This window comes from Ligilactobacillus sp. ESL1201 (assembly GCF_058503265.1).
On sequence record NZ_CP196362.1, the window covers coordinates 566,143 to 579,302 of the forward strand.

The following is a 13,160-nucleotide window of genomic DNA, read 5'->3' on the forward strand; positions in this document are numbered from 1 at the left end:
CCCTATTTTGCGTTCGTAATGATTGTGTTGTTTCCACAGATTGATTAATTGCGCTCCGCAAGGCAACAGGCTGTGTCTAGCTACGACCAGCAACAAGTCTCAGACCGACTTATTGTTGGTCTAGGCTAGTCCTCGCCTGTTAAGCGCCCTGCTCCGCAGCTTGATTAATTGCGCTCCAGCTGGCAGTCGCCGGTGGTTAACTACGCAATCCAACCAAGTCAAGTTCAACTTGGCTGTCTTGCTAGGTTAATCCTTAGCGACTGAACGCCAGCTTCCGCAGCTTGTTTTATAGCTTGCTTAATTTTTCAACTTGGCCGACTACTTGCGCCGGGGTGGCCCACTGCGTACGGTCAAATTCAGAGATTGGGACGTCAACGTTGCACTGTTCTTGTAATTCGAGTAATAACTGCACGGTCCCCATTGAATCCAGCAGGCCGTTGTCGAAGAGGTTTAAGTCCATGTCTTGTTTAACTTCTGGTGAGCCGGTCACATCTGCTAGGATATCTAATACTGTGTCTTTCATGAGAAAACCTCCATCAAGTATTTATTACAGTATAGTCTTTTGTGTAATTCTGTGGGAGGGTTTTGCCTAAAATTAACCCATATTTAATAAATCAGCAACGCTTGGTATTTTTAATAGACGATAGACATGTCACTTAATATGTTTTAAAATTCATATGAAAATAAATATATATGAAAGACGTGTTGGAGTTGCATTATGGTGTATTGTTACTGACTTTTTTGAGTGTTAATTTAGATTTCTTTTTCATGCTATTATTTTTATTACGTAAGTATTCTGTAGTCCAAGTAATAGTTGGCTATCTGAGTGGTAATTTATTTTTGTTGGTGGTCAGTTACGTTGTTGGGCGCGCTTTGAGTTTGGTCTTGCCGGAATGGACGCTGGGAATTTTGGGACTGCTGCCGCTTTATTTAGCATTTCACGACGACGATGACGATGAAGATATTAAAGAACACAAATCGGGGATGCTGAGTGTTTTTATTACCTACCTAGCAGTGTGTTCGGGGTGCAATTTGTCGTTATTTTTACCAGTATTAGTGGGGCAAAGTGTGCTGCAATTTGGCGGTACGTTAGTTTTTATTGGCGCTTTGACCGGATTGGTGGTCATAATGATTAAATTAGTCGCTCAGCTTGACATGGTGGCACAAATAATGGAAAGATACGGGGAAAAGCTAATGAAGATCTGCTACGTACTGATCGGCTTGTATGTTTTTTGGGACAGCGGCCTGATCAGCCATTTGTGGCACCTATTAAGTTAAGGAGAAATCTGTTAAATGAGTGATGAACACCAAAAAATCGAATTAATAGCTCCCAAGCAGTTGGCCGAGTTAGGACGGATCGTAAAATTGTTGAACAACCCGACGCGCGTTCAAATGTTGTATGCGCTGGAACAACGGGCGTTAACGGTCACCGAACTAGGCGTACTGTTACAACTCGATCAGCCGTTAGTCTCACATAACCTCGCGTTACTGCGCGAACATCAGCTGGTTTCGGCACACCGGATCGGTAAGTATAACCAGTATCGTTTGGATGATCCTCATATTTTAGACGTGATCAATGAGATGCTAGCACATGCCGATCACGTGGTGCGTGGAAAGCGGCACGGTGAATGAAAAATATTAATTAGATTAAAAAATGGTTACAATATTTTAACTTAGGTGTTATGATGGGATTACTAAATAACGAAAGGAAGTAAGCAGATGAAAATAACGATGGTTGGTGTTGGCGGTATGGGGACGCGTTTCAGTTACGCCTTGTCTGAAGCTGGAAATGATGTGACCCTGATCGATGGCTGGAAGCCTAACGTAGAAGCTATTCGCAAAAACGGGATCAGCGCTACTTTGGATGGCAAGGAGATCAGTAAGAAATTACCAATCTATTATCCGAGTGAAGCTGCGCAGATCAAAGAAGCAGCGGACCTAGTGATCGTCTTTACTAAGTCTTATCAACTAGAAGAATACTTCGATCAGTTAGATTCGATCTTAACACCTAATACTTATATGCTGTGTTTAATGAACGGCATGGGTCACGAAGAGATCTTAGAAAAATACGTACCCCGTGACCGGCTGTTGATCGGCGTCACGATGTTTACTGCCGGTTACGATAAACCCGGCCACGCTCAGTTATTTGGCAGCGGCAACGTCGAGATCCAAAACCTAGGCGCTAAGGGGGAGGATTTCGCGCACGAAGTAGTCGATGTCTTTACCAAAGCGGGATTAACTTCACAGTACAGTACCAGTGCGCGTTATTCGATCTGGCGCAAGGCGTGCGTTAACGGTACGTTGAATTCATTATGTTCGCTGTTTGAGTGTAACATGAAGGAATTAGGTACGACCAAGGAAGCGCAGACTTATTTAAAGGATATTATCGCTGAATTTGCGGCGGTAGCTCGGCATGAGGGCACTGATTTGGATGAAGAAGAAGTCTTCCATCACATCGACGAGACGTTCTACGGCGATATTGCCGATCATTATCCGTCCATGTATCAAGACTTGGTCAAGCATCACCGGATGACCGAAATCGATTTTATCAACGGTGCGGTCTGGCGTAAGGGACAAAAATACGGGATCCCAACACCCGAATGTCGCTTGCTGACGCAATTGATCCACAGTAAGGAACAACTAGTGGGAGCTAAGATGGACTAGGAACGTAGAAAAAGGAAAATTAAAAGGATCGAGGTAAAATTTGCCGCGGTCCTTTTTGTGTCTTGGTAAATCATAGTCTGATCGCTCTCATCTTGATCTGGAAAAATTTTAAGCTAACACTAGCCAAATTGACAGAAAACTGCTACCTTAAAGAGGTGAAGTTTTATGGTAAATTAAATCCATTGTGAATGAGGAAGTTAAATGCAAGAAACTGCAAAAAATAAGCAGGTACCACGCAAGCGCCATTATCTACGCTACACGCTATTAGCTGTGCTGATTTTTTTGTTGGTCGTTTTACTGGTGGTAATACACGCGCTCCCCGGGCTAAAAGCGACGATCAAATCGGGTTACTTAGCTGCCGACCAGGTCAAAGTCAGCCAGTTTAAGTCACTAGGGCCGACTAAAATCATCGACAGTTCCGGTAAAACACTAAAAACTTTAACGAAGACTAAAAGCACCTACGTTCCTAACCAAAAAATCAATCCACTGGTCAAAAAAGCCCTGGTGGCAACGGAAGACAAACGATTTTACCAACATCACGGAGTAGACTTGTACGGGATGCTACGTGGGGGCTATATGTACATTAGACACCACGACTTACAGGGAGGCAGTACGCTGACCCAGCAACTAGTCAAAAACGTGATCTTAAAAGACCAGTCGCAACAAATGAAGCGCAAGGTCAAAGAAATGGTGATCGCCCAGGAATTAGAAAAAAAATTTAGTAAAAAACAAATACTGGAATTTTACTTAAACGACGTTGATTTTGGTAACGGCGCTAAGGGACTGGAGATGGCTGCCCAAAATTATTTTTCCTGCGACCAAAGTCAGTTAAACTTGCAACAAACGGCTACCTTGGTGGGGATCATTAACAATCCGAGTTTGTACAATCCCCAAACGCACCCTAAAAAGGCTCATGCGCGTCGTAACACCGTTTTATACCGGATGTATCAGGCCAAAATGATCAAGTCAAAAAAACAGTTGCGCCACTTGCAGCGCACGAAATTGGGGTTAAAACCGCAAAATATTTTACTGGATAACGATGTTTCTAAAAATTATGCGCTCAGCTATGCGGTCGATTGTGCGACCAGGGCGTTGATGCAAGTTCATGGTTTTGCGTTTCAGTATCATTTTAAAGACGAGCAGGCTCGCAGCGCTTACCGGCAGCGTTACACTAAGAGTTACGAACGTGAGCGCACCAATCTGCTAGCCGGCGGGTATACGATCCAAACTACGATCAATATGGAACTTCAAGACCGGGTTCAAGCCCAAGTCGATGCTGCAATGGGTGGTGCAGTCCACGAAGAAAATGGCAAAAAAACGCCTCAAGTAGCAAGTACGGTGATCGATAATCAAACGGGCAACGTAGCGGCGATCGTCGGCGGGCTTTCCAGTCAAGATGACGCGTTGAACCGGGCGTTTCAGTCGTACCGGCAACCAGGTTCGGCAATTAAACCTTTGGCTGTTTACGCGGCCGCTTACCAGCATGGTGCCACGCCCCAAACGACGATGATGGATTCCGTAGTCGCTGGTTCACAGGTCAAAAATTGGTACGGTGGGGTTTCCAACAAACCGGTCAGTTTGCGAACGGGACTCGAGCAGTCGTTAAATACGGTTGCCTATCGTTTGGCACTCGCCGATAAAAGTGACAGTTACTACTATAATTTAGCTAAAATGCAATTTGATGGCTTACAACCCCAGGATAATAACCCAATCATCAGTATCGGCGGCTTTACCACCGGGGTAACGACGACGCAAATGGCGAGCGGTTTTTCGACCTTTACGCGTGGTGGGGCGTTTATCGCACCGACTAACATAGCCACGATCCAGGATAATAGAAATAATAATATTTTGTATCGTAATCCCGCGCAGCGCACCAAGATCTTTTCGGCGGCGGCTAGCTATGAGATGCTAGATACAATGAAAGGCGTGGTGACTAAGGGAACGGGCCGGCAAGCCCAGCTGCCTAATTACCCGTATACCGCGGGGAAAACGGGTTCGACCGACCAAAATAAGGACGCGTATTTTGTGGGTGTGACCAATAGTTATACCACTGCGGTCTGGGTCGGTGCCGATCAGCCCCGGACGTTAAACACTACCGAACAGTCGTTACCGCAAAAGGTCTTTCGCCAGATCAATACGGATCTGCAAGCTAACGGAGCGAGTGGGGACGATTTTGTGCGGCCAACGACGGTGCGGGGTGTCAACGGTGGCAATCTTTGGCAAACGTCTCGCCCGGCCAAGGAAAATCTGGGAGATCAGCTGACGTTTATGGGGCAAAAAAAGGAGCAAAGCGCTAAAAACTGGAACGAAAAACGGATCAAAAATCTTGATTACCGTTTAGTATCACGCCTGAGCTGGTCGCAAGAAAAAAAGCGGGAACACAAATTTAACGTCTTACTGGCGGCCTACCGCGAACGGGGCCCGCTGACTTCTGCGGCGCAGTATGGTGATTACCAAAAAGAACTGGTAAAAATGGAAAGTATCAACGTGCAAGTTAAACGTAGTAACGCTAAGGAACGTAACGAACTGACGTTACAAAATCTAAAAGACGATTTAAGCGAGCAAAATGCGACGCTGCTGGCACAGGCTAAGGAACGCAAAAAAGATGCTTGGCAAAAGCAAAAGCAGGAGGCTAAACAGCGGTGGCAAGACCAACGAAAGCAAAAAATTGCCGCCGCTATCCAGCAGTATAACCAACAACTGGCGGTAACGACGGCGGCTTATCAAAATAATAGTCCCGACAAAGAACAACAACGAAACACCCTGGTCAACCTATTAAATCAGTTGCGTTCTTACGGCGTTAATGTGGGGGACCCGACGATCAGGCTGACGGATTAATCATCTTGTGTGCTGGAACTTTGACTGGTGACTTCACTGCTAGAATGACTAGCCTCACTGCTGCTATCATCAGCGGAACTCGAACTGTTGGTAGTGATACTGTCTGCGTTGCTACTGTTAGTTGAGGTAGTTTGGGAACTCCGTTGGTCTTGAATGATCACTTTTCCTTTAGTGTAATCGGAGTTATTGATGGGTTGTGAAGCAATCTTGTCTAGGTCATCTTTTTGCTGTTGCTGCTGGTTTTTGGCCGTTGTTTTGGCGTTAGCATTGGCGTATTTTTTGATCACACGCACCTGTTTTTGCGCTTTTTTGAGCGCACGGTAGTTTTTGATCAAGTCCAAATAAGAATGTGCCGTTGCGGCTTTTTGGCGGCTGACTGGTTGTTGTTCTTTGACCAGGCTTGCTAGGTTATTGATGTAGTTGACGGCTTTGGTAGTTGCCGTGACATCTGAAAGGATGTCGTCTAGCCGCTCGCTTAACGTGGCAAAAACGTGCTGGTTTTTGATGTCTTTGATGTCACGGGAGTATTGTTGCAGTTGCGCGCTAGTCAATCCGTCGCGGTAAAATCCGTGATGGTGCGGGTCGGGCAGCTGGTTAACGACGTGTTTTAAGTGCAGTTGTTTTTGTCCTTGTTTTTGGGTACGTTCAAATCGTTTTTTGAGGTGTGAGCGCACTTTAACGTCGAGGCGTTGGTACTGTTCTTCCAGCTGCGTCAGGTCGCTTTTTTGTAAGTCAGTTTTTAGCGCTCCTTTGTGTTCGTCGTGGTTGACGTATAAGGAGTTGAGCTGATGAGAAAAGCGCTTGACTTGGGTGGTCGTGGAGTTATTTTGGTGCCAAAATAAAAAAATGCCGCCAGCTAAAATCAGGATCAATAACGGTAAAATAAAAGCTAAAGTAGAATTCTTAAAATGACTGTGTTGTGACATTAATAAATTTGTCCTTCCTTGGTTTTGTAATTATCATACCAAATTTACTGCCATATGAGGTGAAAATTGTGACTCAGGAAAAAAAATTACTGGTAAGTGAGTTACCTTCCAGAAAAGAACTGCACCATAAATCCGCGCATCACTTGCCGAAAAAGCCACATCTGCCGCGCCCAAAGCAGTCCACTAAAAAAACGACGGCGCCCAAAAATAAAGGTAAGCATCCTTACCTCTGGGGATTGTTAGCGCTCATAGTGGTGGTATTTTTAGCGCGTAACGTGATAGCAACGGCGCTGCAAGATTACCTGATCACTAAAACGATCCCCTTTAACTGGGTGTTGAGTCACAAAGAGGTAACACAAACGAAAAAATTTGCCAAGTTGTCTTTAAATAAGACGCCCGACTTAACGGACCTGCATAATAAAGTTCTAGCTAAAACTAAACAGTGGAACACTGCGGTCAAAGATAGTCAGGGAAAAACGATCCCCGGGATATTTGCGCCGCACTTGCAAAAAAAACTAGAAGCGACTACGGGCAAGCATCGTTATTTTGTGGGAGTAACTCCGCTAGCAGTCGGCAAAGATACGCACGGTTCATACGCCAAAGTGGCTTTTAACGAGGTCGACGATACTACTAAGTACCAGATTTACGTGGTGCGAGTCGATTTTGCCGCGTTAAGGCAATCTAAGTTACTAAAACATTATACTAGTAACACGACACCGCGGGGAATTTTACCCCAGGGAAACGGGGAGCAGACCGGATTTGAGCAGCTGCCAACGCAACTCAACACCGTTAAAAATGGTTTATTGAACGCGGACATTTACGAAAAAACGCTTGATACTGATTATGGTCGGCTGAAAAAACCGCTGCAGGCCCTAGCGAAGAATCTAAAGTTGGATAAGCCTTCTAGCCGGGCTTTGTATCAATTATTGCAATCTAGCGGCGGTGATTTTAAAACGTTAGAAGTTACGAGTATTGAACTGCAAGATTACCCGTATGAGGTCAAGTACGGTTTGGCTCAGGCGACTAACAAGAAAGTCACACGCTTTACTTTGACGTTTGACCGGCAGAGTCAGGAATTTACTCAATTACGAGTAGCTAAGTAGATAAAAGTGTTGCTTTTTATATTATATTGTGTATAATATAGTTAAAATTAAAACTAAAGGGGGAATAAGGGATGGAGCGGGTCCATTATTTAAATGAACTAGAGAAATATTTAAGTGACTTAGACGAGGCGGACCGCCACGATATTTTGGAATACTATAATGAATACTTAGCGGATAGTGGGTTGACCAGTAAAGATGAGATCGAAAAAAAGCTGGGGACGCCGCGGCAATTGAGCCGAACGATCTTAGCCGATTCGGCGATCAAGGAAAATAAAACGACTAAGGGGCGCGTCGGTTCGCTGACCGGTAACGCGAAGATGATCTTACTGATCATTTTAGCTTTTGCGGCTTCTCCGGTCACGATTTTTGTCGGCTTGATGTTTTTTATTGCACTTTTTGTAGTAGTAGTTTTATTATTTGCCTTGGTGTTTAGTGCCGTGGTCATTGCGGGAGCATTGATCTGTGTGATCGGTGCAGCACTTTATGCCGGAGTGTTGCTGCTTTTCGTTCATCCCGGAGTCGGGATCTTTTATATCGGCGCAGCGTTAACGGGCTTAGCGTTAGAGGTAGTAGTGATCACCGTGGTTTACTGGCTGTGTTCGGCATTAGTGCAGATGATCGCTAACCTGACTCGTTTCATTTATCAAAAATTACGCAAGGGGGACGCCTAAATGAAAAGGATCATGAAAATTTCCGGAGTCTTACTGGTGATCGGACTGGTTTTTTTAGGGATCGGTTTCCTATTACACGGTAATCGCGAAGTGGTGATCGAAAATAACCGTCCTTACTTGTTGGATGAGACTAAACACATTGGAATCTACCATTTTACTGAAAAACAGCGGGCATTTAAGGACGTCAAAGTTGACGTTAAAGACGCGCAAGTAGTGCTTAAAACCGGTGAAAATTACAGCGTTAGTTATCGTGGCGACAAAAAGAGTCGGCCTCAAGTCAACGTGATCAATCACCGCTTGGAAATTACTCAAAGAAGCCACGAACACGGCATGCATGTTATTGATGTCTGGGGATTTAACTTTAATAGAAATTATGGTGACAGCGATGATAATCGGGTCACGATCACCGTTCCTGCTAAGGACCAATTGGGTTTAGTAAAACTGTTGTACAGTGATAGTGACGTAGAGCTAAATAATGCTAACGTCCGTAACCTGGAATTAAGCGGTTCTGATACCGATTTGGTAATGCGGGGGATGAACGTGGAAAAAGCTAACGTAGACCATAAAGACGGTGACTTCACGAGTGAAAATACAAACATCTTAGCGGGAATGTTGACCGTTAATGATGGCAACTTGAATGTTACTGACGGTACTTTACGTAATTTTGATGTCGAGACCGTGGACGGAGATACGAGTTTTAAAAACTTATCGTTGGATAGTGGTAAGCTCAAAAGTAACGATGGAGACGTTACGATCAGAGATTCCCACGTAACTAACGGCTACAGCGTTGATAACAAAGATGGCGACAATATGGTCAGCAATACCGCGGCGGACGGCTACGTGTTGAGCAACTCGGAGGATGGTGAAAATTCACTGTTCGGTAGAAATGAATCGGTTAAGGGAGCACGAAGCGGTAACGTGATGTTGATCACGAACAACGACGGTGACAACACGATTAGATAAGCTGTGAGTCAAGTTGCTGGATTGAAAACGCGATTAAGTCTACTGATGGAATATAAAAAATAGGGAGCTGGGACAAAACATTCTAAGATTAGTGGTAGAGAATTAACTCGACGGAGTTTTTTCTCTACCACTTTTTCTTGGTGTTAAAGTGGTGGTGAAGTTGACAAGTCGTAAAACAGATAGGCGCATAACGTCGTGGACAAAACAGGCAACTTCATCCTTGCTGATTAAAAATCTGTTCGAAGAATGTGGGACACTTGATGTCGTGTAGTGAAAAGTAGATTGATCAGGAAGATGGAAGCAAACTTCAAGAAAGGTGATTAAAATGCAAGTCGTCTTTGGAATTGATGTTAGTAGTCGAACATCTAATGTAGCTATTGGTATCGCTGGACAAATAGTTCAACAATATCAAATCAGTAATGATCGCTGTGGTTTAATGAAATTATTGGAAGATCTTCGTTCATGTCATCAACCAGAAATTATTTTTGAGGCCACTGGGATCTACTCACGTCGCTTACAGTCTTTTTTTCAGGATTACGGTTATTCTTACACTAGGTTAAATCCATTAGCGGCTAAAAAACAGTTAGACAGTTTACGCCATCGTAAAACTGATCAACTAGATGCGCTTAACTTAGCTAAGTCGCAATTTATATTAAAGCGAATAGCTGACTACCAACAGCTTCCGGTTTACACAGAACTCAAGGATCTCAGTCGTTTCTATCAAGAAATCAATAACGATTTAGTGCGTGCCAAAAACCGCCTACACCGGATATTACAATTGACTTTCCCAGAAATCGAAGGGTTACTTAGTACCACCAATGGTCCGCTATATTGGAATTTAGTTAGCCGCTTTCCTAGTAGTTATGCAGTTACTAAATGTTCGCTTGCGGAAGTAACTAGCGGCGTTGAAAATTCACTGACTAAGACAACATCACGAATTCAAGTCACAAAAGTTACTACAAAATTGGTACAGCTTGCGCGCCAAAGTTACCCGGCGGTACCGCAAGGATCTAGTACGATCCAACAGGTCAGTTATTGGGCACAACAATTAAAGCAATTAAATCAACAAAAACGGAAAATCATTAAACAAATGAGTCAAATGGCAGCTGCATTACCGGAATACGAGATCTTACTATCTATTCCAGGGATTGGAGAAAGTACCGCTAATTTAATAATAGCCGAATTAGGTGATATCAGACGTTTTAGTTCATCTAATCAAATTAACGCTTTTATTGGAATTGATCTCCGCCATTATGAATCTGGAAAATATCTAGCGGCTGAATCAATCAGTAAACGGGGTAATCCGTACGCACGTAAAGTTTTTTACCAAGTAATTATGAACATGATCGCCACCAGCACCAAAAATGGTAGTCAAAATCATATTGCCGATTATTACCAAAGAAAAAAGCGATCTGGTCGGCCACACATGACCAAGAAGATCGCTATTGCATCAATACATCGTCTGATTAGGACGATATATCACCTAGTAGTTAAAAATCAAAAGTATGTCTATTATTCGACGTCAAAGCGCCCATAGGATACTTTTTAATTATATTCTATATCATAACACCTTTAAAAAAATTAATAAAATTAGGTGTCTATTTGTTGTACTCTCAAAAAGGTAATTAAGACAAATTACGGATTGAATTCAGTAAATTTACTGGTTAATTTTAAAAATATTGGTAGGAAAATCCCAATAAAGTAGCAGTTTGTACTTGACTAATCGTAGAAAACTTCGTTTTGTTCCAGCTCCCTATTTTCGTTTTCCGTAAGCAATAGACTTAATCGCGTTCGTCAAGCCAGCAGTCTAGGTTCTAAGGACATTGACAAACAAATCCAAGTACAGGATTTGCTTGTCAGTGCCACTTAGTCTACGACCGCTAACCGGCTTGACTCACAACTTGTTTGATCGTGCTCCAAAAAGCAGCAGTTTGCGCCTAGCTACGTTTCAAAATAAAACCAAAGTGCAGGTTTTACTTTGAAACTAGGCTAGTGCTCGACTGCTAAACGCTTTTTGTCCCAACGCCCCTTTGTATTTCTAAGCGTTAATTACCAGATGTTGACGCGTTTTTCCGGCGGTAAGTACATCTGATCGCCGGCAACGACGTTAAAGGTGGTATAAAAATCTGCTAGGTTTTTGACTTGAACGTTTGCCCGTAATTCATTAGGGGAATGAACGTCAATACTGAGTAGTAACTTTTCTCTTTGTAACGAGGACTTCAAGCGCCAGATGCGGGCCCAATTGATGAAAAAGGCTTCGAGGTTGGCGTCGTCATTTTCTTTGGCGGCTTCTAACGCACAGCTTAAACCGCCGGCATCCGCGATATTTTCGGAGACCACTAGTTTGCCGTTGACTGTGCCGGCTTCGGTCTTTAACCCGTCAAACTGATCGATCTCGGCTTGTGCGAGTTCGTTGAAGTGGTCGAGGTCCGCTTGACTCCACCAGTTATTGAGGTTGCCGTATTCGTCGAAGTGCGCGCCGTTGTTATCGAAGGCGTGCGAGATCTCGTGGGCGATCACGGCACCGATCCCGCCGTAATTTTGGCTGGCCGACTGGTCCAGTGAATAAAACGGAGCTTGCAAGATCGCGGCAGGAAAGACGATCGTGTTAAACGACGGATTGTAATAGGCGTTGACGGTATGAGCGGACATCTCCCAGCGAGTACGGTCAACTTTTTTTCCGTAATGTGCGAAGTGATCCTTGATGGCGATCTCAGTGAAGCGCGCGTCATTTTGGAAGAGGCTCTGACTGGAATCAACGTGAAATTTAGTAAACAGCGGGTCTAACTTATCCGGGTACCCAACTTGGATGGCGAGGGTCGCTAATTTAGTAACGGCTTTTTTCTTGGTATCCGCTCCTAGCCAGTCGTTTTGGGCCAACCGTTTTTGGTAAACTGCTACCATTTTTTCTACCATCTGGTGAACGTCGTTTTTAGCCTTTTCACCGAAATAACGCTTGCCGTAATAGAGACCAACTACTTGACTGAATTGTCCGGTTGCCAGGTAGTAGGCTGCTTTTTGCGGGTTCATTGCTTCTTTAGAGCCGGATAGTGCGCGTGAATACTGGCCGCCGATCACGCGGGCTTTATCACTGACCAGTGAACTGAGGCCTACCAGTCGTTTGACCAGCATCCAGCTGCGTAAATTAACAAACGTTTCTGCGTTAACTAATTCGTCTAACGCCTCGTAAAATTGCGGTTCGCTGACGATCACCTGGTCGGGCGTAGTCTGTAAGAGGTCTGTGGCGTAACTAGCGAGGTCTAGATTGCTGCTGAACTTGCTAAAATCCGCAAACAAGTATTTGTTGTAGTCTTTGACGTAATCGGCCCGTTCGGTGCTGTCTTTTTCGTGTGGAGCTAAACTGCGGTCGAAGGCTAACGCTTGTTGTAACAACTGTTGTGCCTGTTCTTGTGGGTAGCCAGCCAGTTGGAATAACTGCAAGACCATTTGACTGTAAACGGCTATTAACGCCGGTGCTTGCTGATTATCTTTTTCGTAATAAGTCTTATCGGGCAAGATCAATGATGGCACTTCCGCGTACAAAGCGTAGCGCGCGGTATTTTTCATGTCGGCGGCAACGTACAGGTCGAAAGGTAAAACGTTGCCTTGCAAGGTGAGCTCGTACAGGTGGTCTTGTAAATCGGCTAGGTCTGTGAGCCCTTCGATCTGCTTTAAAGATTGCTTGACGGGGGCAACCCCCTCTTGGTCGCGGCGCTGATAATTCGCCGCTAACTGATAGTACTTAACGAATTCTTGCAGGTAAGGATCGGCGGGCTGAACCTCGCCTTTAACCATCGCGGCAAAGTCCGTCATTAACGTTTTTTCGATATTATCCGCTAGGTCCGCAAAACCGCCAGTAGTGGATTTGTCTGCGGGAATCTGTGCGGTTTGCAGCCATTCACCGTTGACCGCTTGGTAGAGATCGTCTTTAATTTGTTCTTTTTTCACTGTTAAACCTCCATATTTAATACTTATATTTTATTCTTTTGCTTGAG

The 13,160-nt window shown here is 44.3% G+C and carries 11 protein-coding genes; 8 read left to right on the forward strand and 3 right to left on the reverse strand.

The window, feature by feature from the left end; genetic code table 11:
* Positions 1-286 precede the first annotated feature (286 nt).
* Positions 287-523: a D-alanine--poly(phosphoribitol) ligase subunit DltC gene (gene dltC, locus ACSYSK_RS02795; protein WP_491715424.1), complete on the reverse strand. Its 237-nt coding sequence runs from the start codon at positions 521-523 to the stop codon at positions 287-289.
* Between the two features lie 170 nt (positions 524-693).
* Here dltC and ACSYSK_RS02800 point away from each other — a divergent pair, with 170 nt between their 5' ends.
* From ACSYSK_RS02800 to ACSYSK_RS02815, 4 genes are all read left to right on the forward strand, one after another.
* The gene (locus ACSYSK_RS02800) at positions 694-1,278 is read left to right on the forward strand and encodes a cadmium resistance transporter (RefSeq protein WP_491715425.1); all 585 of its coding nucleotides are present in this window, start codon (positions 694-696) and stop codon (positions 1,276-1,278) included.
* Between the two features lie 15 nt (positions 1,279-1,293).
* Positions 1,294-1,632, forward strand: a complete 339-nt coding sequence (locus tag ACSYSK_RS02805) for an ArsR/SmtB family transcription factor (RefSeq protein WP_491715426.1) — start codon at positions 1,294-1,296, stop codon at positions 1,630-1,632.
* Between the two features lie 87 nt (positions 1,633-1,719).
* The gene (locus ACSYSK_RS02810) at positions 1,720-2,664 is read left to right on the forward strand and encodes a 2-dehydropantoate 2-reductase (protein ID WP_491715427.1); all 945 of its coding nucleotides are present in this window, start codon (positions 1,720-1,722) and stop codon (positions 2,662-2,664) included.
* Positions 2,665-2,865: 201 nt separating this feature from the next.
* The gene (locus tag ACSYSK_RS02815) at positions 2,866-5,502 is read left to right on the forward strand and encodes a transglycosylase domain-containing protein (RefSeq protein ID WP_491715428.1); all 2,637 of its coding nucleotides are present in this window, start codon (positions 2,866-2,868) and stop codon (positions 5,500-5,502) included.
* Here ACSYSK_RS02815 and ACSYSK_RS02820 read toward each other — a convergent pair.
* Positions 5,499-6,428 carry a hypothetical protein gene (locus ACSYSK_RS02820; protein ID WP_491715429.1) on the reverse strand — a complete coding sequence of 310 codons (930 nt, stop codon included), beginning with the start codon at positions 6,426-6,428 and terminating at the stop codon, positions 5,499-5,501. The genes ACSYSK_RS02815 and ACSYSK_RS02820 overlap by 4 nt on opposite strands.
* A gap of 68 nt (positions 6,429-6,496) precedes the next feature.
* On the opposite strand from ACSYSK_RS02820, the gene ACSYSK_RS02825 reads away from it, so the two are divergent.
* The 4 genes from ACSYSK_RS02825 to ACSYSK_RS02840 all read left to right on the forward strand — a co-directional run bounded on the left by ACSYSK_RS02825 (position 6,497) and on the right by ACSYSK_RS02840 (position 10,702).
* Positions 6,497-7,531: a hypothetical protein gene (locus ACSYSK_RS02825; RefSeq protein ID WP_491715430.1), complete on the forward strand. Its 1,035-nt coding sequence runs from the start codon at positions 6,497-6,499 to the stop codon at positions 7,529-7,531.
* Between the two features lie 71 nt (positions 7,532-7,602).
* Positions 7,603-8,202 (forward strand): DUF1700 domain-containing protein, encoded by a 600-nt coding sequence (locus ACSYSK_RS02830; RefSeq protein ID WP_491715431.1) that lies wholly within the window; start codon positions 7,603-7,605, stop codon positions 8,200-8,202.
* Complete coding sequence (locus ACSYSK_RS02835) at positions 8,203-9,165, forward strand: DUF4097 family beta strand repeat-containing protein (RefSeq protein WP_491715432.1); 963 nt, start codon at positions 8,203-8,205, stop codon at positions 9,163-9,165.
* A gap of 325 nt (positions 9,166-9,490) precedes the next feature.
* The gene (locus ACSYSK_RS02840) at positions 9,491-10,702 is read left to right on the forward strand and encodes an IS110 family RNA-guided transposase (protein WP_491714837.1); all 1,212 of its coding nucleotides are present in this window, start codon (positions 9,491-9,493) and stop codon (positions 10,700-10,702) included.
* Between the two features lie 512 nt (positions 10,703-11,214).
* Here ACSYSK_RS02840 and ACSYSK_RS02845 read toward each other — a convergent pair.
* Entirely contained in the window at positions 11,215-13,113 is a 1,899-nt protein-coding gene (locus tag ACSYSK_RS02845; protein WP_491715433.1) for a M13 family metallopeptidase, read from the reverse strand.
* Positions 13,114-13,160 lie beyond the last annotated feature (47 nt).